General features: G+C 72.4%; 21 protein-coding genes and 2 pseudogenes. 8 read left to right on the forward strand and 15 right to left on the reverse strand.

Features of this window, described 5'->3' with window-relative positions:
* The 3 genes and pseudogenes from ADK54_RS40650 to ADK54_RS40660 form a co-directional block, all read left to right on the forward strand.
* Positions 1-216: pseudogene (locus tag ADK54_RS40650) on the forward strand (hypothetical protein); the annotation flags it as partial.
* Positions 217-240: 24 nt separating this feature from the next.
* Positions 241-1,002 carry a DUF4239 domain-containing protein gene (locus tag ADK54_RS40655; RefSeq protein WP_053730896.1) on the forward strand — a complete coding sequence of 254 codons (762 nt, stop codon included), beginning with the start codon at positions 241-243 and terminating at the stop codon, positions 1,000-1,002.
* Between the two features lie 197 nt (positions 1,003-1,199).
* Positions 1,200-1,760 (forward strand): hypothetical protein, encoded by a 561-nt coding sequence (locus ADK54_RS40660; protein WP_053730897.1) that lies wholly within the window; start codon positions 1,200-1,202, stop codon positions 1,758-1,760.
* Positions 1,761-1,862: 102 nt separating this feature from the next.
* Here the strand turns inward: ADK54_RS40660 and ADK54_RS40665 are convergent, their stop codons facing one another.
* Positions 1,863-2,351, reverse strand: coding sequence for a hypothetical protein (locus tag ADK54_RS40665; protein ID WP_053730898.1), 489 nt, complete (start codon positions 2,349-2,351; stop codon positions 1,863-1,865).
* Between the two features lie 330 nt (positions 2,352-2,681).
* Here ADK54_RS40665 and ADK54_RS40670 point away from each other — a divergent pair, with 330 nt between their 5' ends.
* Positions 2,682-3,341, forward strand: a complete 660-nt coding sequence (locus ADK54_RS40670; RefSeq protein WP_053730899.1) for a class F sortase — start codon at positions 2,682-2,684, stop codon at positions 3,339-3,341.
* Positions 3,342-3,353: 12 nt separating this feature from the next.
* On the opposite strand, the gene ADK54_RS40675 is transcribed toward ADK54_RS40670, so the two are convergent.
* Both ADK54_RS40675 and lysX read right to left on the reverse strand, forming a co-directional pair.
* The gene (locus ADK54_RS40675) at positions 3,354-4,199 is read right to left on the reverse strand and encodes a polysaccharide deacetylase family protein (RefSeq protein ID WP_053730900.1); all 846 of its coding nucleotides are present in this window, start codon (positions 4,197-4,199) and stop codon (positions 3,354-3,356) included.
* A 129-nt stretch (positions 4,200-4,328) separates the two neighbouring features.
* Entirely contained in the window at positions 4,329-7,601 is a 3,273-nt protein-coding gene (gene lysX, locus ADK54_RS40680; protein WP_199827147.1) for a bifunctional lysylphosphatidylglycerol synthetase/lysine--tRNA ligase LysX, read from the reverse strand.
* Between the two features lie 71 nt (positions 7,602-7,672).
* Between lysX and ADK54_RS40685 the strand changes: the two genes are divergently transcribed.
* A complete protein-coding gene (locus tag ADK54_RS40685; protein WP_053730901.1) occupies positions 7,673-8,152 on the forward strand; it encodes a universal stress protein in 480 nt (159 codons plus the stop codon).
* Positions 8,153-8,169: 17 nt separating this feature from the next.
* Here the strand turns inward: ADK54_RS40685 and ADK54_RS40690 are convergent, their stop codons facing one another.
* Positions 8,170-9,360: a CapA family protein gene (locus tag ADK54_RS40690; protein ID WP_053730902.1), complete on the reverse strand. Its 1,191-nt coding sequence runs from the start codon at positions 9,358-9,360 to the stop codon at positions 8,170-8,172.
* A gap of 264 nt (positions 9,361-9,624) precedes the next feature.
* Between ADK54_RS40690 and ADK54_RS40695 the strand changes: the two genes are divergently transcribed.
* On the forward strand, positions 9,625-10,245 hold the full coding sequence (locus ADK54_RS40695) for a sigma-70 family RNA polymerase sigma factor (protein ID WP_053730993.1): 621 nt from the start codon (positions 9,625-9,627) through the stop codon (positions 10,243-10,245).
* Here ADK54_RS40695 and ADK54_RS48660 read toward each other — a convergent pair.
* Positions 10,146-10,532 carry a zf-HC2 domain-containing protein gene (locus tag ADK54_RS48660; protein ID WP_324610227.1) on the reverse strand — a complete coding sequence of 129 codons (387 nt, stop codon included), beginning with the start codon at positions 10,530-10,532 and terminating at the stop codon, positions 10,146-10,148. The genes ADK54_RS40695 and ADK54_RS48660 overlap by 100 nt on opposite strands.
* Here ADK54_RS48660 and ADK54_RS40700 point away from each other — a divergent pair.
* On the forward strand, positions 10,475-10,969 hold the full coding sequence (locus ADK54_RS40700; protein ID WP_053730903.1) for a hypothetical protein: 495 nt from the start codon (positions 10,475-10,477) through the stop codon (positions 10,967-10,969). The genes ADK54_RS48660 and ADK54_RS40700 overlap by 58 nt on opposite strands.
* Before the next feature lie 22 nt (positions 10,970-10,991).
* Here the strand turns inward: ADK54_RS40700 and ADK54_RS40705 are convergent, their stop codons facing one another.
* From ADK54_RS40705 to ADK54_RS40720, 4 genes and pseudogenes are all read right to left on the reverse strand, one after another.
* The gene (locus tag ADK54_RS40705; RefSeq protein ID WP_053730904.1) at positions 10,992-12,173 is read right to left on the reverse strand and encodes a sensor histidine kinase; all 1,182 of its coding nucleotides are present in this window, start codon (positions 12,171-12,173) and stop codon (positions 10,992-10,994) included.
* On the reverse strand, positions 12,170-13,849 hold the full coding sequence (locus ADK54_RS40710; RefSeq protein WP_053730905.1) for a cation acetate symporter: 1,680 nt from the start codon (positions 13,847-13,849) through the stop codon (positions 12,170-12,172). The genes ADK54_RS40705 and ADK54_RS40710 overlap by 4 nt, the downstream gene beginning before the upstream one ends.
* A 95-nt stretch (positions 13,850-13,944) precedes the next feature.
* Positions 13,945-14,298, reverse strand: a pseudogene (locus ADK54_RS40715) (hypothetical protein); the annotation flags it as partial.
* Positions 14,299-14,342: 44 nt separating this feature from the next.
* Positions 14,343-15,089: a LytR/AlgR family response regulator transcription factor gene (locus tag ADK54_RS40720; protein ID WP_053730906.1), complete on the reverse strand. Its 747-nt coding sequence runs from the start codon at positions 15,087-15,089 to the stop codon at positions 14,343-14,345.
* 111 nt (positions 15,090-15,200) lie between these two features.
* On the opposite strand from ADK54_RS40720, the gene ADK54_RS40725 reads away from it, so the two are divergent.
* Positions 15,201-15,821: an anti-sigma factor family protein gene (locus ADK54_RS40725; RefSeq protein WP_053730907.1), complete on the forward strand. Its 621-nt coding sequence runs from the start codon at positions 15,201-15,203 to the stop codon at positions 15,819-15,821.
* Positions 15,822-15,842: 21 nt separating this feature from the next.
* On the opposite strand, the gene ADK54_RS40730 is transcribed toward ADK54_RS40725, so the two are convergent.
* The 6 genes from ADK54_RS40730 to ADK54_RS40755 form a co-directional block, all read right to left on the reverse strand.
* Entirely contained in the window at positions 15,843-16,703 is an 861-nt protein-coding gene (locus tag ADK54_RS40730) for an Fpg/Nei family DNA glycosylase (protein ID WP_053730908.1), read from the reverse strand.
* Positions 16,704-16,732: 29 nt separating this feature from the next.
* Entirely contained in the window at positions 16,733-18,067 is a 1,335-nt protein-coding gene (locus ADK54_RS40735) for a wax ester/triacylglycerol synthase family O-acyltransferase (protein ID WP_053730909.1), read from the reverse strand.
* A gap of 190 nt (positions 18,068-18,257) precedes the next feature.
* The gene (locus tag ADK54_RS40740) at positions 18,258-20,252 is read right to left on the reverse strand and encodes a SpoIIE family protein phosphatase (protein ID WP_234392421.1); all 1,995 of its coding nucleotides are present in this window, start codon (positions 20,250-20,252) and stop codon (positions 18,258-18,260) included.
* 165 nt (positions 20,253-20,417) lie between these two features.
* On the reverse strand, positions 20,418-21,449 hold the full coding sequence (locus ADK54_RS40745; protein WP_053730911.1) for a hypothetical protein: 1,032 nt from the start codon (positions 21,447-21,449) through the stop codon (positions 20,418-20,420).
* A gap of 148 nt (positions 21,450-21,597) precedes the next feature.
* Entirely contained in the window at positions 21,598-22,809 is a 1,212-nt protein-coding gene (locus ADK54_RS40750) for a DUF6777 domain-containing protein (RefSeq protein WP_053730912.1), read from the reverse strand.
* Positions 22,810-22,896: 87 nt separating this feature from the next.
* Entirely contained in the window at positions 22,897-25,251 is a 2,355-nt protein-coding gene (locus ADK54_RS40755; protein ID WP_053730913.1) for an alpha-L-fucosidase, read from the reverse strand.
* Positions 25,252-25,261 lie beyond the last annotated feature (10 nt).

Here is a 25,261-nt window from a genome sequence, read left to right on the forward strand (position 1 = left end):
CCGCCCGTGGCGCCGCCGCCCGCGCCCGCGCCCGCGCCGGCTGCCCCGGCGCGCCCCGCGCCGCCGGCCGTACACCGGATCACCCTGCACAACTACCGGATGCCGCCGCGCAAGAATCCCGCGCCGCAGCTCTCCCCCGTCACGCTCACCCTGCTCATCACAGCGCCCGCCGTGCTCGGCGCCGCGCTCCTTCGCTCACGCTCCGGCTCCCGCTGAGCCCCACCGACCTGAGAGGTCCCCTTGTCCGACTGGCTCGTCCTGCTCATCGCGATGGCCGCCGCCTGCGCGGTCGTCCTCACCATCACCCTGTTCAGCAACCGCCGCCTCGCCCCCGACGACGACCCCTCCGGGACCCCGGACGTCATCGAATACATGACGATGATGATCGGCGTGGTGTACGCCATCGTGCTCGGCCTCGCCATCGCGGGCGTCTGGGAGGGCCGCGGCGCCGCCCAGACGGACGTGCAGCAAGAGGCCCAGGCGCTGCACGAGATCGGCCAGCGGGTCCAGGTGTGGCCGGCCGAGGTGCGCGACCGGACCCGGGCCGACGTCGAGGCGTACGCCTCGTACGTGGTGCACACCGAGTGGAGCTACATGGCCGACCACGGCACCCTCACCGACGAGGGCACACAGAAGCTGGAGAAGATCCGCCGCGACGTGACGGACTACCACCCGGCGAACGACTACGAGACGCAGGCCTACCAGCCGCTGATCGACCAGGTGGGCGCCGTCGACGCCGCCCGGACCGCCCGCGGGCAGGGGGCGGGCGCCACCATGCCCGGGGTCGTCTGGTTCGGACTGATCACCGGGGCGCTCGTCACGGTCGGGCTGATCTTCACCTTGCAGATCAGGCGCACCTGGCGGGAGCTTTTGCTCGCCGGGCTCTTCAGCGCCCTGATCGCCTTCCTGCTCTTCCTGATCTGGGACTTCGACGCCCCGTTCGGCCGGGGCATCTCGGCGACGGCGGGGCCGTTCCAGGGCCTGTTCCCCGGCATCGGCTGACACCCCCGTCACCCGTATGGCCCCGTCGGACCGGCGGGGCCTTCTGCCAGGCCGGGCAGGGGATCGCGATGCCCCATTCGCCGTACAGGGGTCGCGACACGCCGGGCCGCCTCCTAGCGTTTCGGGCATCGAGGTGCATTCGCCCCCACATGTGGAATTGGTTCCGCAGCTGCTCCTCGGGGACCGGAGGATCGACCATGGGCGCGATACGCATCGCATCCACCGCTCTGCTCGGCGCCGCCGCCCTCTCATTCGCCGCGCCTACCGCTGCCACGGCGGCCGACGGCAGCTCCAACGCGACCAACATCCCGCCGTTCGGTTTCAGCGTGACGCCCTCGGTGGTCGCGCCCGGCGGCCAGGTCACGCTGAACGTCACGAACTGCCCCGGCAATGCGACGGTGTCCTCCGGGATCTTCGACACCATCACCATCCCCCCGGAGAGTTCGAGAAACGCGACGGTCGACGCGAGCGCCAAACGCGGCGCCTCCTACACCGTGACCTTCACCTGCAACGGCACACGGGGCACCGCGCAGCTGACGATCACCGGCGGCTCCCCGACCACCAGCTCCACCGTGCGCCCCACCGTCCGGCCCACCGCCACCGCCACCTCCCCGCTCGGCGTCCGCGGCGGCCTCGGCGGCAGCGTGAAGGAGAGCCTCGATCCCGTGGCGATGTCGGTCGGTGCCACGCTGGTCGCGACCGCGGTGGGCGGCGCGGTCTACTTCCTGCGCCGGCGCCGGTTCGACCGCCGGCACTAGCCCCCAGAGCCACCACACCCGTCGCCCCCGAGTCCTGGCCAGGACTCGGGGGCGACCGGCCGTTGGGGTCCTTCCCGGGAGGTTCGTCCGGTCAGAGTCCGGTCAGACCCGTACGCCTTGGCGCCGGCGGTGGGCGACGAACAGCGCGCCGCCGATCGCGGACGTACCGACGAGGGCGCCGCCGACCGCCATCTCGGTGTCGCTCGGGCCCGCGGCGCCGCCGAGCCCGCCGTCGGCGCCGCGGCCTTCGAGGACCCGGAAGCTGCGCGTCGCCACCCGGTCGTTGTCCCGGCACTTGACCGCCAGTTGGTACTCTCCCGGCGTCGTGTGGTCGTGGACCCTCGCGGTCGCGAAGTTGACGTCGCCCGAGGACAGGTGGACCTCGTCGAAGGCGTTCGAGCTGACTCTGCCGCCGTTCTGACAGCCCCTGGCGGTGATCCTCAGGGTGGCGCCCTGGTGGACCGCGGAGGGGTCGACCTCGACATTGGTCGGACCGCTGGTCGACGGGCCACCTGCGACGGCCATCGGGGCGGCGAGCCCGATCGCGGCGCCGGCGGCCAGCACCGCCGCGAGAGCGCGTGAAGCACGCATCGTTGAACCTCCATGGGAGGACGCCCCAAAGCGGTGCTCCGGGATGATCGACGAGTACGCCTCCCATGACGAACCCTCACCGCCACTCATACAAGACGCATTTCGGCACTGATCCACCCTGGTGAACCGCGGCATCCCCGGATGGCCGCCGAAGCTGACGGACCCGCAGGTCACAGACCGTCAGATCGGTTTTGCCGTCGCGTTACCCGGATGGGTCAGGAGCGTTCGGCCGCCACCCGTTCGCCACCGTCCGATCGCCGGGTGGGCGCCGCGCCCTTACGGTGCTCGGAGGCGCTCCGAGGGTGGATGGCGAAAGGGATGCGGAGAGAGATGGCGCAGGATGAGTACGGGATGGAGCGTCGCAGGCGCTCCCCGTGGGGAGCCCTGGCCCTGGTGATGCTGACCGGCCTGGCGCTGATGCGCAACGGCGCCGACATCACGATGGGCCCGCCGCAGCCGGCCGCGGCGGCGGCGTTGAACGGCCGGGCGGCGAACGCCTCCTCCTCGCGTCCGGCGGCTCCCGTCACGGCACTCGCCTATGCCCCCGCCTCCCGGATCCGGATCGACGCGATCAACGTGGACGCGCCCATCATGGACGTGGGCACGGACGCCCAGGGCTGGGTGCAGGCTCCCCCGCCGCAGGACCCGAACCTGGCGGGCTGGTACCAGAACGGCGTGGCCCCCGGGATGCGCGGCACGGCCGTGGTGGTGGGCCACGTCGACAACAGGACGGGCCCCGCGGTCTTCTACGGCCTCGGCTCGCTGGAGAAGGGCAACCACATCGAGGTGGCCCGCTTCGACGGGCACACCGCGGTCTTCGAGGTGTACGGCATCGAGGTGTACGAGAAGAACGCCTTCCCGGGCACCCGGGTGTACGGCGACACCGGGCACCCGGAACTGAGGGTGATCACCTGTGGGGGCGGCTTCTCCCGGAGCCGGGGCTACAACTCGAACGTCGTGGTCTTCGCCCGGCTCGTCGCCACGAAGTAGCGTCTCCATGACTCATCTGCGACGCGGCGGGACCTTCAACTCGTAGCCCTGGGCCAGGAGTTCGGGCAGATAGGTGCGCAGGGCCGCGACGCTCTGCGAGCGGTCGCCGCCCGCGTCGTGCGAGAGCACCACGACGCCGGGCGCGGCTCCCTCCAGGACCCGGCGGATGATGGTGGGGGTGCCGGGCGTGGTCCAGTCGAGGGTGTCGACGGTCCAGGCGAGCGGCTCCATGCCCATCTCGGCCTGGATCTCGAACACGTTGCGGTTCCAGGCACCGTAGGGCGCCCGGAACCACTGGGGCGGCTCGCCCAGGGTCTGCTCGATGACCTCGCTGGTGCGGCCGATCTCGGAGCGGATCAGGGCGGGGGCCGTCTTGTTGAGCTGGGGGTGGGTCCAGGTGTGGTTGCCGACGACGTGCCCGTCGTCCTGCATCTCGCGCAGCAGGTCCCGGTTGTCGGTGGCCATCTCGCCGCAGAGGAAGAACACGGCGCGCACGTCGTGCTCGCGCAGGGTCTTGAGGATGCCCGGGGTGTAACGCGGGTCGGGCCCGTCGTCGAAGGTGAGCACCATCGCGCGCTCCCCCAGCTCGGGCATGCTCAGGAACGGCCTGGTCCGCACCGGCGGCAGCGCCGTGTGGTAGCGCGGCGGGGTGTCGGCGGTCATGGGTTCCAGGCGGTACGCGCTGGACCGCAGCCGGGGCGCGGCGGCCTGGGGTCCCCCGGCGGGCGCCGCCCGGGGCGGGGGCGCGGGGGCGACGGTGCCCTCGGCGGTGAGCACGCGCACCGCGGCGGCGGCTCCGAGGCAGGCGGTGATGCGAAGGAGCGTCCGCCGACTGGGGAGCATTTGATCCCTTTTCATGACATACGGCTTTTGTTCGTCATGGCGGAAGATTAGGGCGTACCGGGCGCCACGAGGCCGACGAAACGTCAACACCTGGATGACACCAGCACGAATGGAGTCAACCGGCGGCACCGGTCCCCGGCGGTTTCAGGTACGGCGGACCAGCGGGAAGGGCAGGGTCTCGCGGATGGTGAGGCCGGTGAGGAACATGACGAGCCGGTCCACTCCGATGCCGAGCCCGCCGGTGGGCGGCATGGCGTATTCGAGGGCGTCGAGGAAGTCCTCGTCGATCTCCATCGCCTCAAGGTCGCCGCCCGCGGCGAGCAGCGACTGCGCAGTGAGCCTGCGGCGCTGCTCGATGGGGTCGGTCAACTCCGAGTAGGCGGTGCCCAGTTCGGTCCCGAAGGCGACCAGGTCCCAGCGCTCGGCGAGCCGTGCGTCGGTGCGGTGCTGGCGGGTCAGCGGGGAGACCTCGGTCGGGAAGTCCTTGTAGAAGGTGGGCAGCTGGGTCTTCTCCTCGACGAGCCGCTCGTACATTTCGAGGACGACGCCGCCCCGCGTGTTGTCCGGGGTGTGCGGCACGCCGGCACGGTCGCAGAGCCGGCGCAGCCTCGCCTCGTCGGTGTCGGCGCCGATCTCCTCGCCGAGCGCCTCGGACACCGCCCCGTACAGCGTCTTGACGGGCCAGGGGCCGGAGATGTCGTACTCGACGACCGTGCCGTCCGGGCCCGCCTTGCGTGCTATCTGGGAGCCGAAGGCGGCGGTCGCGGCGCCCTGGATCAGTTCGCGGGTGAGGTCGAGCATCACGTCGTAGTCGGCATACGCCTGGTAGGCCTCCAGCATCGTGAACTCGGGGTTGTGCTTGTAGGAGACGCCCTCGTTGCGGAAGGTGCGGCCCATCTCGAAGACCTTCTCCACGCCGCCGACGCAGAGCCGCTTCAGATACAGCTCGGGGGCGATGCGCAGGTACAGGTCGAGGTCGTAGGCGTTGATGTGGGTCGTGAAGGGGCGGGCGTTGGCGCCGCCGTGGATCTGCTGGAGCATCGGCGTCTCGACCTCCAGATAGCCCCGCTCCAGCAGGCCCTGGCGCAGCGCCTGGACGGCGGTGGAGCGGGCCCGGACGACCTCGCGGGCCTCTGGCCTGGCCACCAGGTCCAGATAGCGGCGGCGCACCCGGGCCTCGGGGTCGGCGAGGCCGCGGCGCTTGTCGGGCAGCGGGCGCAGGCACTTGGCGGTCATCTGCCAGGCGGTGGCGAAGAGCGAGAACTCGCCCTTGTCGCTGGCGGCGGTGGTGCCGGTGGCGGTGATGTGGTCGCCGAGGTCGACGTCGTGGGTGAAGCGGTCGAGGACGGCCCCGCCCGTGCCTTCGCGGGTGAGGGCCAGTTGGAGGTCGCCGGACCAGTCGCGCAGGACGGCGAAGACGACGCCGCCGAAGTCGCGCACGGCCATGACCCGGCCGGCCACGGTGGCGTTCACGCCCTCGCCCTCGGCGCGCAGCCGGGCCAGGGTGTGGGTGCGGGCGGGGACGACGACGGGGTAGGGCTCGGTGCCGTCCGCGCGCAGCCGGTCCAGCTTGCGGTGGCGTACCCGTACCTGGTCCGGGAGTTGACGCTCCGTCACTTCGGCCGAGCCGGGCCCGGCGAGGCCGAGCGCCTCGATGGAGGGCAGCCCGGCGGTGGTGACGGGCTTGGTGACGCCCTTGGGCTGCCGGCCCTTGCCCCACAGCTTGCGCAGGCTCGGTACGGAGACGAAGCCCTCGGCGATGCCGGACGCGAGGCCGACCCGGGCGAGCGAGCCGGCGTCGCCGTAGCACAGGAAACGGGGGAACCACTGCGGCTGGTACTTCACGTTGGAGCGGTAGAGCGCCTCCAGCTGCCACCACTTGGAGAAGAACAGCAACAGCTTGCGCCACAGCCGCAGCACCGGACCGGCACCGATGCGGGCGCCTTCCTCGAAGGCGGAGCGGAACACCGCGAAGTTCAGCGAGATCCGGCGGACCCCCAACTTCGGTACGGCTGCGCAGAGTTCGGCGACCATGAACTCCATCACGCCGTTGGGCGCGCTGCGGTCGCGCCGCATCAGGTCGAGCGAGATGCCGTCGGGGCCCCAGGGCACGAAGGAGAGCAGCGCGATCAGTTTGCCGTCGGCGTCGAAGGCCTCGACGAGCAGGCAGTCGCCGTCGGCCGGGTCGCCGAGCCGGTCGAGCGCCATCGAGAAGCCGCGCTCGGTCTCGGTGTCGCGCCAGGCGTCGGCGCGGTCGATGATCTGCTGCATCTCCTCGTCGGTGAGCGCCGAGTGGCGGCGGATCCGGGTGGTGGCGCCGGTCCGCGCGACCCGGTGGACGGCTTGGCGGGTGACCCGCATGTCGCGGCCGTCGAGGTCGAACTTGGCGACGTGCAGGATGGCCTCGTCGCCGAGCTGGATGGCGCCGAGACCATGCCGGGCGTACACGGTGGCGCCTTCTTCGGAGGCGCCCATCACGGCGGGCGCCCAGGCGTACTGCCGCGCGATGTCGAGCCAGGCGTCGATGGCCGGGCCCCACGCTCCGCCGTCGCCCACCGGGTCGCCGCTGGCCAGCGCGACGCCCGCCTCGACGCGGTAGGTGACGGCGGCCTTGCCGTTCGGCGAGAACACCACCGCCTTGTCGCGGCGGGTGGCGAAGTAGCCGAGCGAGTCCTGGCGGCCGTACGCGCCGAGCAGCGCCCGGATGCGGGGCTCCTCGTCGCCGTGCAGGGCGGCCTCCATCCGCTGCGAGCGGAAGAGCGTGGAGGCTGCGGCCAGCAGGGCGATGGCGCCGAACAGGCCGAGGAAGAAGTACAGCGGCTTCGGCGGCCGCCCGTCGAACTGGCCGTTGGAGACGAGCCCGCCGAAGACGCGGTTGGTGGCCCACAGCAGGCGCTGGCCGCGCGGCAGGGTGTTGGGAAACAGCTCGACCAGGCCCCAGCCGACGAGGACGCCCGCCGCGAGCCCGAGGCACAGCACCCCCACCGCCCGGCGGAAGGCGCCCCGTCGGGTCTGAGCGTAGAACTGCCTGCGGGCCAGGATCAGCACCACGAGCGCGGCCCCGCAGAACACCCCGTTGGGGATCCACATCCATTCGGCGACGACGATCAGCAGGACGTCGAGCAGGAAAAGCAGTCCCAGGTAGATGACGACCAGCCACCAGGCGACCTTCTTGCGGGCGCCGATCGCGGCCGCGAGCAGCAGCAGGAAGACGGCGTACGCGAGGTTGGCGCTGACCGGCACGGTGACCCGGTCGAGGAACCAGACTATGGGGTAGAGCACCCGGCGCAGCGGCGGGATGAGCGATATGAGGCCGCAGAAGAGACCGAGCACACCGAAGAACATCGCGAACGCTTCGGGCACCCGCCCCAGAAAGCCGGTCCGGGACGGTATCGGCACCGCCTCGCTGACAGTCATGCTCAGCACTCTAGGGAGGCTGCGGCCGGGCCGCCTGTCGGAAGCCCCACCCGGCCGGATAGCCTCGAACAGTGACAGAGCAGCAGCCCCAGTCCCACCCTGAGTCCCAGCGATTCGAACGCGGTACCGACGGCCCGAAGGTGATCGTGGCCGGCGTCGACGGCTCGGACTCCTCGCTCCGGGCCGCGGCGTACGCCAGTGGCCTGGCCCGGCGGCAGAACGCGCTGCTCGCCCTCGTGTACGTGCAGCCCGTGATGTCGGCCGGCGCCGCCCTCGGCGCGCCCGTCGCCGACACCACCGGGGAGATCGCCGAGGGCCTGGTCGCCGAGATCAGGGCGGCCGCCGAGCGGGTCCGGGGCATCTGGGACGTCCGCTGGGAGTTCCACACCTTCCGGGGCGACCCCTACTCCGGACTGGTGACCGCGGCCGACGAGCTCAAGGCGGACGCGGTGGTGGTGGGCGCGTCCGAGTCGGCGGGCCACCGCATCATCGGCTCGGTGGCCGTACGCCTGGTGAAGGCGGGCCGCTGGCCGGTCACGGTGGTCCCGTAGGCGTCCCGCCCTCTCGGCTAGCGGGACATCTTCAGGCCGTCCTTCGCGGCGCCGCGGCCGAGGACCGCCTCGCGGATGTCGTCCCGGGCCTCGGTGTAGTCCTCGCGGCCGGGTGACTTCGCCAGCGCGTCGGGCAGGCTCATCACGCGGCCGCGCTCCACGTCGATCCACTGCGGGATGAACTCCGCCTTGGTGACCTCCCAGCGTTCCCCCCGCCGGACCGGCGGCGCGAAGGTGAAGCGGGCGATCGAGCTCATGTTGCCGCGGTGGTCGCGCGCGCCCGTCTCGTTGAACATCTCGCCCGCGATCTGGTCGCCCTCGCCGTAGACGATCCAGGTCCCGTTGACCTTCTCGTACGCCTGCGGGATGTGGGCGTGGGTGCCGAGGATCAGGTCGATGTCGGGGCGCCCGCTCGTTTTCGAGGCGGTGAGCGCCTTGCCCAGGGTGAGCTGCTGTTCGTCGGGCTCGGTCTGCCACTCGGTGCCCCAGTGGAGACTGACGACCACGATGTCGGCGCCGGATGCCCGGGCCGCCCGGGCATCCGCGATGATCTTCTTCTGGTCGATGAGGTGGACCGCCCACGGCTGCCCGTCCGGCATGGGATAGCCGTTGGTGTCGTAGGTGTACGCGAGCTGCGCGACCCTCGCACCGCCCGCCGACAGCCGCGCGGGCGTCGCCGACTCGTTCGCGGTGCGGCCCGACCCGGTGTGTTTGAGCCCGGCCTTGTCGAAGGCCCTCAGGGTGCGGGCGATGCCGTCGGCGCCGTCGTCCAGGGTGTGGTTGGAGGCCGTAGAGCAGGAGTCGTACCCGGTGTCCTTCAGCGCGGCGGCCACCTGCGGCGGCGATGTGAAGGCCGGGTAGCCGGTGAAGGGGCCCTCGTCGGCGCCGTACACGGTCTCCATGTGACAGATCGCCAGATCGGCCCGGGAGATGATCGGCTTGACTCCGGCGAGCATCGCCCGGAAGTCGTAACCCCGGCCGCCCGCATCCGAGTTGGCGCGTTCGATGGTCGAGTCGTGCGGGAGTACGTCACCGGTGGCGACCAGCGTGAAGGGGCGCTGCGCGCGGGCGGGTCCGGGGGCCGGGGAGTGCTGGGCGTCCTGAGCGTGCGGCGGCCGGTGCCCGCCGCTGCATCCTGCGGTGGCCGCGAGCAGGAGGGCCGCGGCGGCCGCCGCCCTCACTCGGGCGCGCTGGGTCGGCTGGTGCATCGGGCTCCCTTGATCGGGTGCGGTGTCTGTCCGAAATCCACCTCCCGAGAACGGGCCAGTCAAGGCGAAAAGCCGTTTATAGGACTAAGACCGCTGAATCGGACGCACGGGGACCGGCCCCGCCCGGGTCGCGGACCGCTCGCCGCACCATTCACCGCTCGGTTCGACCGCTTGCCGCACGGCGCGGTGCGACAGCTGTCCGCGTCCGCCCCGATGCGCTCCGATACGGCTGCGGCCGACGGAATCCGGGGAAGGGACGTGCACGTGACGACGGCACTCGCAGGCAGTCGGCGGTACGCCCACGAGCGGGATCTGGCCGAACTGCAACGTGCGCACGGCCCCGCGCTGCTGCACTTCCTGCTCGGCCTGACCTACGGCGACCGCCAACGCGCCGAGGACCTCCTCCAGGAGACGCTCGTGCGGGCCTGGCAGCACCCCGAAGCCTTCGAGGCACCGTACTGCTCGATGCGGCCCTGGCTGTTCACCGTCGCGCGGCGCCTCGCGATCGACGCGCGCCGCAGCCGGCTCGCCCGGCCCACCGAGGTCGGCGACGAGGTGCTGCGCGCGACGGCGGAGCCCGGCGACCACACCGAGCGCTGCACGGCCGCGCTCGACGTCCGCGCGGCCGTGAAGTCGCTCACACCCCAACACCGCGCGGTCCTGGTGCAGTTGTACTTCCGCGGACTGAGCGTGACCGAAGCGGCCGAAGTGCTCGGTGTTCCGCCGGGGACCGTCAAGTCCCGTTCGTACTACGCCCTGCGTGCGCTGGCACGGGCGCTGCCCGGCTATTCTGCGTCAGGCCCCGAAGGGCTCTCCTCGGCGGGTTCCAGGTCCGCCTCGGTGAGCAGGGCGAGCAGCGACGGCGCCTCGGCGACCTCCAAGTAGGCGGTACGGCACGGCGCGCACCGGCGCAGATGCGCGGCGACGGCGCGGTCCTCGCCGGGCGTGAGAGCGCCGAGCGCGTACGCGCCGAGCAGCTGCCGCACATGCATGAGCACCTCGTGTCTTGTGACGGATCCTGCCCTTCTGGCCACGGCGGGCACGCGCCCCCGGTTCAATGCTCCCTGGAGCTCCCCGGGAGCGCCGGGACGGTCGATGAAAGAGGCGAGACAGGATGCGTCCGGAGGGAAGTAGCGGGACCAGTGGTGGCGAGCTGGTGGTGCCGATGGCATGGATGTACGCCGAGTACATCGCGGATGAATTACTGCGTACCGGCGATCTGATGCCGCCGACGACACTGGAGTTCCGGGCCGGGCGCAACGCCCTCGCTCTGACGATCTTCCTGTCCGACGGGGCGGCCGACGGGGCCCGGGTGGTGGCCCGGCTGGACGAGTGGAGCTCGCTCACCGCGGCCGGGCGGCCGTGGCGGGGCTGGGTCTGTTCGCGGCTGCGCCGGCTGGCCGGCGACCAGGAGCAGGGGCCCGATCTGGAGATGGCGCGAGCCGCCTGGCGGTGGCTGGAGGAGACCGAGCTCCTGGCGACGGATCTGGACGCGGTGGTGCCGGGCGGGGTCGACCCGCACGCGGACGAGGAGGACGAGCCCCGGGTGTGGACACCGGCCTGGGAACTCGGCCTGCCGCTGGGCCACTTGGCGATCCATCTGTTCTGAGCCGACCGCCTCTGACGGGACATCAACTGTGCACTCCAGCACGGTATTTGGGGATCCGCGCCGTCACCTTCATGCCCGCTCCGACACCGGTCTCGATGACCAGGCCGTACGCGTCGCCGTACACCTGCCGCAGCCGTTCGTCGACGTTGAGCAGGCCGATGCCGCCCGACGGGCCGCCGTCGCCGCGCAGGATGCGGCGCAGTTGCTCGGGGTCCATGCCCGCGCCGTCGTCCTCGATGACGACCTCGGCCTCGTTGCCGGCGTCCAGGGCGCTGATGGTGATGCGACCCGCCGTGGCGGCACCCTCGATGCCGTGCTTGACGGCGTTCTCGATGAGCGGCTGGAGGCAGAGGAACGGCAGGGCGACCGGGAGGACCTCGGGCGCCACCTGAAGGGTGACCGAGAGCCGGTCGCCGAAGCGGGCGCGCACCAGGGCCAAGTACTGGTCGATGGAGTGGAGTTCGTCGGCGAGCGTGGTGAAGTCGCCGTGCCGGCGGAACGAGTAGCGGGTGAAGTCGGCGAATTCCAGGAGGAGTTCACGGGCCCGGTCCGGGTCGGTCCGCACGAAGGAGGCGATCGCGGCGAGCGAGTTGAAGATGAAGTGCGGGGAGATCTGGGCGCGCAAGGCCTTGATCTCGGCTTCGATCAGACGGGTGCGGGATCGGTCCAGTTCGGCGAGCTCCAGCTGTACGGAGACCCAGCGGCCGACCTCGCCCGCCGCGCGCGCGAGCACCGCCGACTCGCGGGGCGCGTACGCGACCAGGGTGCCCAGCACCCGGTGGTCCACGGTCAGCGGGACGGCCACCGCCCAGCGCAGCGGGCAGTCCAGGTCGTCGCAGGACAGCGCGAACGCCTTGTCACGGCCGGTGTCGAGCAACGCCCTCACCTGGTCCATGACGTGGACGCTGTGGTGCTGCTCCCCCGCCCCGTCCCAGGTCAGGATGGTGTCGCGGTCGGTGAGGCAGAGCGCGTCGGTGCCGAGCAGCGAGCGAAGACCGCGGGCCGACTTGCGGGCCGCCTCACTGGTGAGCCCGGCGCGCAGCGGGGGCGCGGCGAGCGAGGCGGTGTGCAGGGTCTCGAAGGTGGCGTGTTCGACGGGGGTGCCGACATCGCTGGTACGCCCCTGGCGCGCGGCTCGCCGGCCGAGCAGGAATCCGGCGGCGGCGAGCAGCGGGCCGAGGAAGAGCAGGGCGGCCAGGGTCATCGGTGGGCTCCTCCGTGGCGGGCCAGGGCCTCGGGCAGATGGAAGCGGGTCATGGCGGCGTTCGTGCCCGCCGGGACGCGGCCCGGCGTCGCGAGCGACACCCCGATCATGGCGAGGAAGCCGACGGGCACGGACCACACGGCGGGCCAGGCGAGCAACGCGTGCAGCAGGCCGGGCGGGGCCGCCCCGAGGACGGTGGCGGCGACGGCGACCAGCGCCGACCCGCCCCCGAGGACCAGCCCGGCGGCCGCTCCCGGCGGGGTCAGCCCCCGCCACCAGATGCCGAGCACGAGCAGCGGGCAGAACGAGGAGGCCGACACCGCGAACGCCATTCCCACCGCGTCGGCCACCGGCACCCCGCTGACGAGCAGCGCGCCGACCAGCGGCACGGAGATCGCGAGCGGCGTCGCGAGGCGGAAGTGGCGTACGCCGCGCGAGGGCAGCACGTCCTGGGTGAGGACTCCGGCGACCGCCATGGTGAGCCCGGAGGCGGTGGACAGGAACGCGGCGAACGCGCCGCCCGCGACCAGCGCGCCGAGCAGATCGCCGCCGGTGCCGCCGACGAGCCGCTCGGGCAGGAGCAGTACGGCCGCGTCGGCGTCGCCGGTGAGGGCGAGTTCGGGGGCGTACAGGCGGCCCAACGCCCCGTAGACGGGCGGCAGCAGGTAGAACGCGCCGATCAGGGCGAGGACGACGACGGTCGCACGGCGGGCCTCGCGGCCGCCCGGGCTGGTGTAGAAGCGGACGACGACGTGGGGCAGGCCCATGGTGCCGAGGAACGTCGCCACGATCAGCCCGTACGTGGCGTACAGGGGGTGTTCGGTGCGGGCTGCGCTGCCCGGGACACGGGTCGCGTCGGCGAGGGCGAGCCGGGTGCCGGCTTCGACGCGGTGCTCGCCCGGCGGGAGCGTCAGCGCCTCGCCGTCGTGGCGGCGGCCGTCGACGGTGCCGCTCGCGCGGACCGGGAAGGGTTCGGTGAGGCGCAGGGTCAGGGTGTCGGCGAAGCGGACGGTCTGCTGGTGGCGCAGCGCGGCCGGTTCGTCGTAGACGGGACGCGGCGCGCCGTCGCCCTGCCAGGCGAGGACCAGGAAGAACACGGGTATGAGCAGCGCGGTCAGCTTCAGCCAGTACTGGAAGGCCTGCACGAACGTGATGGAGCGCATGCCGCCGGCGGCGACCGCGAGGACCACGACGGCCGCGACGAGGACCGGCCCAAGCCAGCCCGGAGCGCCGGTCAGGATCTTCAACGTCAGCCCCGCGCCCTGGAGTTGGGGAACCAGGTACAGCCAGCCCGCGCCGACCACGAACACGCTCACCAGGCGGCGCACGGCCCGGGATTCGAGCCGCCCCTCGGCGAAGTCGGGCAGCGTGTACGCGCCCGAGCGGCGCAGCGGGGCCGCGACGAAAAGGAGCAGCACGAGGTATCCGGCGGTGTAGCCGACCGGGTACCAGAGCATGTCCGGGCCCTGCACCAGGACGAGCCCCGCGATGCCGAGGAAGGAGGCGGCGGAGAGGTACTCGCCGCTGATGGCGGCCGCGTTCAGGCCCGGCCCGACCGTGCGCGAGGCGACGTAGAAGTCGGAAGTGGTGCGCGAGATGCGCAGGCCGAACCCGCCGACGAGGACGGTGGCGAGCACGACGGCGGTGACCGCGACCACGGCGTACGTCTGGCTCACGGTGCGGGGCGGCGTTCCGTCGGGGGACCCGGCGTCGCGCGGCTTTCCGCCGCGCCAACTCTCGCCGAATGGACGCCTGTTGGGAGCTCTTCCGTCGGCCGGTCGGCGACCAGGCGGGCGAAGTCGCGTTCGTTGCGCTCGGCGGTGCGCACGTACCACCAGGCGATGAGGCCGAGCGGCCCGTAGACGGCGAAGCCGAGCACGCACCAGGTGACGGCGTCGTCGTCCAGGGCGCGGAAGGCGAGCGGCAGGGTGGCGACGGTGAGGGCGAGCACGCCGAACCCGCTGAGCGCGGCGCGGAGTTGGCCGCGCATCAGGGAGCGCACATAGGCGCCGCCGAGCGCGGTCTGCTCGTCGATTTCGCACTGGGCGCGGTGGCGCGGCAGCGGGCGGACCCGCCTCGGCTCCCCCGTGACCGTCTCGCGCCGCGCGGCCTGCTCCGGTGACATGGCGCGGAGTGTACGCAGCTGATCACCGCTCGGGGAAGGCCAGGTCAGCGGCTGGTGCGGCGCAGGAGGCGGTCCCGTACCGTGCGGGCGTGGCGCCGGCTGACGGGAAGTTCGGCGTCGCCGACCCGCACGCTCATGCTGCCCGCGTCCAGGCGGAGTTCGTCGATCCGGTCGAGCGCGACGAGGTGGCTGCGGTGGATCCGGACGAAGCCGCGGCTGCGCCAGCGCTCCTCCAGGGTGGACAGCGGGATCCGCACGAGGTGGCTGCCGCGGGCGGTGTGCAGCCGGGCGTAGTCGCCCTGGGCCTCGGCGTACACGATGTCGGCGACGAGCAGGAAGCGGGTGACGCCGCCCAGTTCGACGGGTATCTGGTCCGGCCCCTGGACGCTCGCGCCGCGGTCGCCGACCAGCTCGGCGACCCGGCGGACCGCTTCCGCGAGCCGCTCGCCGCGCACCGGTTTGAGGACGTAGTCGACGGCCTTGAGGTCGAAGGCCTGGACGGCGAAGCCCTCGTGGGCGGTGACGAAGACGATCAGCGGCGGGCGGGCGAACCCGGCGAGCAGGCGGGCGATGTCGAGTCCGGTGAGCCCGGCCATGTGGATGTCGAGGAAGACCACGTCGATGCCGCGCTCGCCGTCCTCCCCCGCTTCGAGGGCCGCTCCGATGAGCCGCAGCGCCTCGGTGGCGCTGGTGGCCCCTTCGGCCGAGCGGATCCGGGAGTCGGAGCGCAGCAGGTAGAGGAGCTCTTCGAGGGCGGGGGCTTCGTCGTCGACCGCCAGTACGCGCAGCATGGGGCCGGAGTCTAGGGTCTGTCCGGCGCGCCGCGACCCGCCGGACTCCTCCTGGGCGTGGGATACCGGTGTGTCTTGAGTGTTCGGGCCGGTTTCTCCGTACCTGACGGCATGAGTTCGCCGCAGATCCACGAGGACGTCGGGGCCTATGCCCTCGGCGTGCTCGGTGCCGCCGAGACCTTCCACTTCGAGGAGCATCTCGTCGGATGCGCCGCGTGCAGACGGCTGTTGACCGAGTTCGGGAGCGTGACGGCGCTGCTGGCCGCGTATGCCGAGGACGGGGCGATGCCGGCAGGACCGGTCTCGCCGGAGGTGCTGCACCGGATGCTGGGCGCGGTGGCCGAGCGGCGTCGGCGCGGCCGCACCCTGCGGATCGCGCTGCTGGCCGCGGCCGGGGTCCTCGTGGTGGGCGGGATCGGCGTCGTCCTGGCGCCGGCGGCCCCGCCATGGCAGGTGGCCTCGCACGCGCCCGGGGTGACGGCGTCGCTGGTGACCGCGCCCAAGGAGTGGGGCACCGATGTGGAGCTCGGCCTCGCGGGCGCGGCGCCCGTCTCGTGCACCCTGGTCGCCGTGGGCCGGGACGGCACGGAACAGACGGTGGCGACCTGGGCGGACCGGGGCGGGCAGCCGGTGCGGATGCGGGGCGCGGCGGCGCTGGCGCAGAACGCCATCGCCCGGTTCGAGGTACGGGCCGCCGACGGGACCCGCCTTGCGACGATCACGCCCCGGTGAGCCGGGGCCGTCCAACGGGCGCTACTTGAGGAGCTTCGACATGCGCCGGTCGGCGAGGATCTTGCCGCCCGTCTGGCAGGTCGCGCAGTACTGGAGGGAGGAGTCGGCGAACGACACCTCGCGAACCGTGTCGCCGCAGACCGGACAGGGCTGCCCGGTCCTGCCGTGTACGCGCAGCCCGCTCTTCTTCTCGGCCTTGAGGCGGCCCGCCGCGAGGCCGTGCGAGCGCTCCACCGCTTGAGTCAAGGTCGCGCGCATCGCCTCGTAGAGCGTGGTGATCTCGTCGTCGGTGAGGTGGGCGACCGGCTTGAAGGGCGACATCTTCGCCACGTGCAGGATTTCGTCGCTGTACGCGTTCCCGATCCCCGCGATGAGGGACTGGTCGCGCAGCGCGCCCTTGAGCCGGCGCCGCTCGCCCGCGAGCAGGGCCGCGAAGTCGTCGCGGCCGAAGCCGGGGGCCAGCGGGTCGGGGCCGAGCCTGGCGATGCCCGGGACCTCGGACGCGTCGTGGACAAGGTAGGCGGCGAGGCTTTTGCGGGTGCCCGCCTCGGTGAGGTCGAAGCCCGCGCCGTCGACCAGCGTCACCCGCAGCGCGAGCGGCCCCTTGCCGGGTTTCGGCGGGGCGGTCGGCAGCGTGTCGTACCAGCGCAGCCAGCCCGCGCGGGCGAGGTGGACGCACAGGTGAAGACCGTCGGCGTCGATGTCGAGGAACTTGCCGTGCCGGGCGACACCGGTGACGGCGCGCCCGGCCAGGGCGGTGTACGGCGGGTCGTACGTCTTCAGGACGCTGATCGCGACGGGCAGGGCGCTCGCGATCTCCCGGCCGACCAGGTGATCGGAGAGGAAGTCCCGCAGGGCCTCGACCTCGGGCAGTTCCGGCATACGTACCAGGGTGCACCGGCCGCGCGGGCTCAGCGAGCCGCGCTCGCCCCGATGAGGTCCGCCAGGTCCTGCCCGAAGGACTCGGCGAGCCGGTCCAGGTCGGGCACGGCCTTGCCGTCGGCCACCAGGCCTATGTGGACGCGGCCGCCGTACGTGGACAGCGCGATCGCCAGGGACTGGCCCCGGGCGAGCGGCGCCATCGGGTAGATCGCGCGCAGCGGGCAGCCGCCGAGCGAGAGCTGGGAGCGGGGCAGCGGCACACTGGTGACGAGCACGTCGAAGAGGATGCGGGCCGCGTTCCCGGCGAGCGGCGCCCCGAACCGGTGCGCAAGGGGCGGCAGTTGGTCGGCGAGCAGGGCGACGGCTCCGGCTCCCCGCCCGGGCCCCGCCGCCTTGTTGCGGTCCATGGCGGTGCGCACGGCGGCGAGCCGGGCCAGCGGGTCGGGCTCGGCGACCGGCAGGCCGAGCAGATACGCGGAGAGCTTGTTGCCGGAGCCGGGCGGGGCGCCCGGGCGGCGGCGCGAGACGGGGACCAGGGCGCGCGGTTCGGCGCCCGGGATGCTTGAGTCGCGCTCCAGGAGCCAGCGGCGCAGCCCACCCGCGACGACGGCGAGGAGCACGTCGTTGGCGGTGCCGCCCTCGGCCCTGCGCACCCGCTGGACGTCCTCGTGGTCGAGTACGGCCGTGGCGAGGCGGCGGGTGCCGCTGGAGTCGGCGGCGAGCGCGGAGCCCGCGCCGAGTTCGAGGCGGCTGGCCCGCATCACGGAGGCGCCGATGCCCACGGCCCGGGTGAGCTCGCCGACCCGGTCGCGGGCGAAGCCGGCGACCTGGCGGGGGCCCGGCAGCCAGGAGCGGGGCGGCACGGGGCGCCGGCGCCGGGCGCTCGGGGCGGCGAGCTGGTCGAGGATGCCCGCGCCGATGGCGACCGCGCGCATGCCGTCGGCGAGCGCGTGATGCAGCTTCACCAGGACCGCGAAGGCGCCGTCGTCCTCGCCGGTCAGGACGTACATCCGCCACGGCGGCAGGCCGCGCTCAAGCGGACGCTCCATCAGCTCCCCTGCCACCCGGGCGGATTCGGCCCGGAAGTCGCCTGCGGGCAGGCGCACCCTGCGAACGTGGCGGCGTACGTCGAAGTCCTTGTCGGCGACCCAGGCCGCGCCGCCGACGGGCAGCCACACGCCGCGTACGCACATCCGCAGCCGCGGGATGGCTGCGGCGCGCTCGGCGAGGAGTTCGAGGATCTGCCCGCCGTCGGTGCCGGGGAGCGGGTCGAAGTGTGCGAGCGCACCCAGGTGCATGGGGTGCTCCGCCGATTCGAGGTGCCAGAACGCCAGATCAAGAGGTGCCAGCAGCTCACTGCTCAAGGAGTCCTCGTGTCAGTCGGAGGCCGGTCGGGCGGCAACGGTGCCGCCCGTACAGAGTGAGCAGTGAAACCCCCGCGAACGGTTACGGTCAAGTAATGAGTTGTTACGTTTGGTTACCGCCAAGTATTGATCAATTCCCGCTCAGGCGTTGTTCCCCGGCCGGACACCGAGCGTCGGCACCCGCCCCTTTTTATCGGCCGCTGCCGGGTTCCGGGACGACGAACTCGCACCACACGCATTTGCCGCTGCCGCGCGGCTCCACGCCCCACACGTCCGCGAGCCGGTCCACCAGCATCAGACCTCGCCCGGAAACCCCGGAGGCGCCTGCCTCCCGGCGGCGCGGCAGGGCGCTGGAGCGGTCCTCCACCTCGACCCGCAGGCGGCGTTCCGGGCCGGAGAGGGCCCGGATGGTGACGATCGCCCCGCCGTCGGTGTGCATCAGGGCGTTGGTGATGAGCTCGTCGGCGGCGAGCTCGATCTCGTCGGACCGCTCTCGGGCGCCCCAGGCGCGGACCGCCGCGCGGATCATGTGCCGGGAGGAGCTCAGCGCCTCGGGGTCGTTCTGCGCGACGTGCTGACGCAGCCGTCCGCCGCCCTGCGGTACCTCCATGACGCTCCGGCGCAGGAGGAGCAGCGCCACGTCGTCGTCGCCGGCCCGCTCGTCGACCACGTCGCAGAGCCGGTCGGCGAGCTCTTCGAGGCCCTCGGGTCCCGACCGGACCAGGGACGCCAAGAGCTGCATGCCGTCGTCGAGGTCGGTGCCCGGCTGTTCCACGAGGCCGTCGGTGTAGAGCAACAGGGTCTGGCCCGGGTCGAGTTCGACCGTCGACACCGGGTATTCGAGGCGCCCGAACTCGGCCGAGAGCCCGAGTGGAAGGCCGCCCTCCACCGCCAGTCTGCGGCAGCTGCCGTCCCGGAAGCGGACCAGCGGGTCGATGTGCCCGGCACGCACGATCTGCACCACTCCGGTGCTCAGGTCGGCCTCCGCGTAGGTGCAGGTCGCGAACCGGTCGGTGTCCAGCTCGTGCAGGAAGACCGAGGCCCGCGCGATCACGGTGGCCGGCGTGTGTCCCTCGGCGGCGTACGCGCGCAGCACGATGCGCAGCTGCCCCATCACGGCGGCGGCGTGCGTGTCGTGTCCCTGTACGTCGCCGATGGCCACGCCGACCCGGCCGCCGGGCAGCGGGATCACGTCGTACCAGTCGCCGCCGATGTCCCGGCCGAACCGCGCCGAGCGGTAGCGGACCGCGAGCTGGGCGCCGGGCACCTCGGGGATGCGGCGCGGCAGCATCGCCTGCTGGAGGCCTTCGGCGAGGTCGTGCTCCTGCTCGTACAGCATGGCGCGCTGGAGGGACTGGGCGATCGAACTGCCCAGCGCCACAAGGATGTTGCGCTCGTCGCTGCTGAAGCCCCACTTGTCGCTGTAGAGCAGGCCGATCGCGCCGATGGGGCGGGCCTGGGCGATCAGCGGCAGGTAGGCGGCGGAGGTGATGCCGAGGCCGCTGATGTTCGGCCACAGGACCGGGTAGGAGTCGGCGAAGTCCTTCGGCGACTCGATGAAGCGGGGCGCGAGGGTGCGGACGACCTCACTCATCGGGTACTGCTCGTCGACCCGGGTCCACCGGGTGCCCGGCACGAAGCTGTCCTGGGGGCCCTCGGCGATCAGATGGATGCGGCCCGCCTCCAGGAGGCCCATCACGAGGCTGGTGGCGCCGAGGTATTCGGGGCCCTGTGAGTCCTTCATGACGTCGATGACGTCCTTGACCGTCCTGGCGTGTGCGAGGGCGGCGGTGGTGGCCTCGACCACACTGGTCGTGCGGCGCCGCTCGTCGTCGAGGCCGACCCGCGCGGTGGACTCGGCGAGCTCCTGGGTGGCGTCGCGGACGATCCCGATGATGCGCAGCGGGCGGCCGGTCTCGTCGCGGCGTACGAAGCCCTGGGTGTGGGTCCAGCGCAGGCTCCGGTCCCGGCAGCGGATGCGGAAGTACACGCCGTAGTTGACGCTGCCGTTCTTGAGCGCCTGCGAGACGAGCGCGTCCAGCCTGGTGGCCTCGGCGCGCGGCACCCTGGCGGCCAGCGACTCGGGCCGGTTGTCGTACTCGTCGGGGCGCAGGTCGAACACGTCGAGCGCGGGCTCGTCCAGGTGCATGAGGCCGGTGCCGAGGTCCCAGTCGAAACTGCCCATCCGCAGGTCTCGGCCGTACGAGTGAAGGAAGCGGCAGTCCTCGCCACTGGCCGGCTCGCCGCAGTGGCACAGTTCGGCCGCCCCTCCGCCCCCTGTGCCCGCGTCCATGGGGCCACGCTAGGCGCAGCCCGGATCGCGCGCATCAGGGAGGCGGCGGGGAGTGGCTCAGTGCGCCGGGGAGGCCTTGCGCAGGGCGGTGATGCAGGTGCCGATGGCGCTCTGGAGGGCTTCGAGGCGCTGGACCATGTCGTCCTCGTAGATGTCGTCGGCGTCGTCGAGGGTGAGCTCCTCGAACACCTTCGTCGCCTTCTGCAGGCTGCTGTAGAACTTGGTGCGGCGTTCCTGCACGCGCAGCTCGGGGTCGGCCTCGACGGCCTGGACGACGAGGCCCTTGACGGTGTCGTACGCCTCGGTCGCCCACTCCCCGGCCTCTTCGGAGTCGTCGAGCTCGTCGAGCAGGGAGAGGTGCCGCTCGGCCTCGGCGCGGAGCTCGGCGGGCGCCTCGACGGTCTGGCCCGCGGGCGTGCGGATCTGGCCGTTCTCGACGATCTGGCGGACGTATCCGATGCGGTCGGCGGCCCGGGTCTCGCTGGCCACCGCCTTCTTCAGCTCGTCGGTGCGGGCGATGTCGCGGGCCAGCTCGGTCTGGAGCGCGGGGTCGTCCTTGAGCCGGTCCAGGAGCGCGGAGCGGGCGGCCTGGGCGGTGCCGGGGTCGGCGAGGATCGCGGCCCTGAGCGCGGTGGGGTTCTCCGCGACCTCCAGGGCCTTGGTCGGCCGGATGCCCTCGGCCTCGGCGGCCGCGGTGATGGCGGTGCCGCGCTCCGAGGTCGCGCTGGAGCGGGACACGTAGTAGGTGAGCCAGACGTCCGCGTCGGGCAGGTCGATGTCCTCGCCCGGGACGAGCGCCTCGAAGAGCGGGACCAGGCCGTCGTCGGAGGCCTTGTCCCACGCCTTGTAGTAGCGCATGACGCGCTCGGCCGAGCAGCCGGCGAGCTCGCTGAACTCCTTCGCGGAGACCTTCGACGTCTCACCGGCCGCCTGCCCGCCCGGACGTACGCTGCGCGCCACCTTCAGGGCGAACGCCCAGCCGCCGGTGCGGGCGTAGGCCCCGAACTCGCGGGCGTCGCGCGCCACGCTGTCGTGCACTTCGACGGTGGGGGGCGCGGACTGTTCGGGCAGGTCGATCGCGACGGTCACGGCGGGCGCTCCTGGCTGCTGGAGGGAGGACAACGGACAAAGGATGCAGCCTATATGCACCTCTTGGTCCGTCTTTCCGTCACTCCCCGGGTCGGACGCCGCGGTCACCGGCGCAGCCCGCCGGTGACCGCGGTCGTACGCGCCCCCTTCAGACGTTCTCCGACTCCGGCGAGGGCCCGATCAGGTCGGAGTCAGGTCCGCTCGGCAGGTTCGTCGGCAGCGAGGGCGGGCCGCTGGGCGCGCCTGTGCCGGGCGGCGACACCGGCGTCGAGGGCACCCGCGGTGAAGCCGCCGAGGGACTCGGCACGGGCGGCGTCGCGGTGACCGTCTTCGTGGCCGACGGGCAGCCGCTCGGGGTCGGCGCGGCCGGCTTCGGCAGCCGGGCCGGCGGGGCGGATCCCGGCGGCGTCGGGGCCGGCGTCTGGGTGACCGTCACGGTCGGCCTCGGCGTCGGGCAGTTGGGGCTCGGCGGCGGCGAGCTGCCCGAGGGAGAACTGCTGGTCGAGGGCGAGCTGCTGACCGGTGGCGAGGTGCTCGGGCTCGCCGAAGGCGACGGCGGCACGGTGACCGGCGGCTTGGTCGGGTCGATCTGGATGTCGGGCCGCTTGCGGTCGTGCTGCCCGTCGTCGCCCTTCTCCCGCTCGATCCAGGTGTTGTTGGTGATGTTGACGATGATGAAGTTGTTGATGACCACCGTGGTGGGCCGCACCACGATGACGCGGTCACCACGGAAGCCGGGCCAGGGCTTTCCCTTGTCGCGCCAGGCACCCTGGTGGTTGTTGGGCGCCTTCAGCGGGTTCCCACAGGCGCACCGCACGCGCGGCGCACCGTGGTCGTCGACCAGGACGGCGGTGCCGGCCTGGAGCACCGACTGGAAGCTGGTCGCCGAGCCGTCGCGGAAGCCGTGGTTGGTGACCCGGGTGTCCGCGCGCAGCACGACGGGCGTGAGCCCGCGCAGGAATCCCGCCACGGAGCCCGGGTCGACCCCGGCGGCATCGGCGAACGCCTGGTTCTTGGCCCGGTCGCCGCCGAGGAAGCGGATCTGCTTCTCCACGTCGCAGCTGGCCACCGACTGCGTACCGCCGTACAGGCCCGGTGTGGAGCCCGAGACGGTACTCGCCGAGATCGAGCCCGACGGCGGCGCGCTGCTCCGGGTGCCGGGCGGCGCGGCCGGGGTGGGGGTCGCCGTCGATTCGGCCGTGGACTTGGTGAACGGGTCCGGCCCGGCGGCGGCGATCGGCTGGAGGTTGAGGTCCTGCTCGCTGTCGGCACCGATGGCACCGCCGCCGCATCCGGCGGCGAAGGCGCCGACGGACAGCACGGCGGCGGCAGCGGCTATTCTGCGCAGGGTCGAGGGCACGCGGATCTCCCACCTGTACGCCCCGAGTTGCCCCTCATTGTGTGCCGCAGGCTCACGTCTCGCGCAAACGGACGGGGTCCGCCCGGGTCATCCCAGCCACTCGATCTTGAACACCCAGGCGTGGCTGCCCGCGGCCCGCGCGGCGGCCGGCACGTCGATGACGAGCCCGCTGCCGCTGGTCCGCCAGGTGAGCGGCCGCCCGTGCCCGAGCATCGTGACCCGGTCCCCGGCCCGGATCGGCACCGGCGCCTCGACGGTGAGCGTGGCCCCCGGCTTGGCGAGCGAGTGGATGTAGAAGGCGCGGCCCTGCCGGACGGTGAACCTGAGGTCGGCGCCGAGCTGCGGCATCCGCGCCCAGTAGGTGGACCCGTAGATCGCCTCGCCGTTGGTCTTGAGCCACTGCCCCGTCTCGCGCAGCCGGAGCTGCATGATCTCGGGGATGGTGCCGTCCGCCCGCGGCCCGATGTCGAGCAGGAAGTTGCCGTTCTTGCTGACGATGTCGACGAGGGTGTGCACGACCTCCTCGGTGGTCATGTACCTGTCGTCCGGGGTGGCCTGGTTGTAGCCGTAGCTGAACGGGTCCAGGCCCCGGCTCGCCTCCCACTTCGCCGTCACCACGGTGTCGTACGTGGCGTACTCGGGCGTGGTGAAGTCGTGCGGCCCGATGCCGGAGCGGTTGTTGACGGTGACCTCGATGGGGCGGCTCCGGTTCTTCGCGTGGTTGAAGTACTCGGCGAGCACCCGGTGGCTGTCGTTGGCGCCGCCGATGTCGCACCAGAGGATCTCCGGGTCGTACCCCTCGACCAGCTCCAGCATCTGCGGGGCCTGGAGGTCCTTGATGTAGTCCTTGCCGGGCGTGTAGCCGGTGTACGGGAGCGGCGTGAGGGTGTACGGGTTGCGCGGGCCGTGGCCCTGCCAGGGGCTGTCGGGGTTGAACCACTCCGGCATCGAGAAGTAGAGCCCGCGGTGCAGTTGCGGCGCGTACTGCTCGGACGCCTCGAACAGGGCGCGGACCAGGTCCTTCTTCGGGCCCATCTTGACCGCGTTGCGGTCGGACACCTTGGTGTCCCAGAGCGCGAAGCCTTCGTGGTGCTTGGAGGTGAGGACGTGGTACTGGGCGCCCGCGTCGCGGAACAGCTCGACCCAGGAGCGGGGATCGAAGCGTTCGGCGGTGAACCGCGGGATGAAGTCGTCGTAGTTGAACGACTCGCCGTAGGTGTCGCGGTGATAGGCGTACGTGGCGTTGTTCGGATCCTGCATCTGCGCCCAGTACCACTCGGCGTACTGCACTCCGACGGGCGCCCAGGCGGGCACCGAGTAGACGCCCCAGTGGATGAAGATGCCGAACTTGGCGTCCTGGAACCAGTAGGGCGCCTGGTGCGAGGAGAGCGAGGCGTCGGTCGGGGTGAAGTCTGGTACGCCCAGGGTGAGTTGACGGGCCACGGAGGCGGCCTCTTGTCCCCGGCCGCGCACGGTCACGCGCCCGGGGCGCACCGTTCCCGGGGCGGTGCCGGCGCCCGACCGGATGCCGATCCTGACCCTCGCCTGCTCTCCGGGTGCGAGCCGGGGCATCCGGGCCGCCTCGACCGTACGGGCTCCGTCGACGTCGACCTGGACACTCAGCCCGTCGGAGGCGAGCAGGGTGACGGTGCCCGCGTTGATGACGGTGGCCTCGACGCTCTGGGCGCCGGAGGCCAGCGTCGTGGTGGTCGAGTGCGCGTCCCGCAGCGCGACCGCGCGCCCGTTCGCCGCGGGTTGCAGCGAGAGCGCGAAGACGTGCAGGGAGGGCTTGCCGGGCTGGGCGGGGTTGGTGACGGGCAGGGTGAGGGCGACGGCCTCGCGGGCGGGGTCCATCGCCAGCTCGGCGCTCGCGACGACGACCTGGTGGGGGTCCCGCACGCCGCCCGGCCCGTAGCGGTACGCGGCGGTCAACTGCCCGCTGCCGCTGTACCAGTCGGGGCCGCCGAGCGCGGCGGAGGAGGTGCTGCCGTCGGCGTAGTGCACGGTGGCCCGGCCCGACGCGTCCCCGTAGCTGGACGCGACGAGGAACAGGCCCGAGAGGTAGCGCCCCCGGGGCAGGTCGATGCGCTGCCCGAGAGCGACGATGTTGTTCTTGACCCCGGCTGCGGCGCCGGGAAAGACGTACGGAATTCCGTCCAACTGGACGTTTCCTGCCGGGAGTTGCTCGCCGGGAAAGGTGTAACCGGAGCCGTCGAAGTCGCCGCCGCGGGCGCTCGCGGTGTCGATGCCGTCATTGTCGAACCAGCGGTCGAGCGCGACCGGGACGGCCGCGGGAACCGTGCCCCACTCACCGCCCTTCGCGGCAACGCCGGTTGAGGGGTCGAGGGGGTTCGCATCGGCCGTGGCCGGGGAGAGAAGAGCGGCGCCGACTGCCGCCCCCGCCGTCATTCCGAGTACATGTCGTCTGGGAAGTTCGGTCATGACATCCGAT

This window comes from Streptomyces sp. WM6378, from assembly GCF_001279695.1.
Taxonomy (GTDB): Bacteria; Actinomycetota; Actinomycetes; order Streptomycetales; family Streptomycetaceae; genus Streptomyces.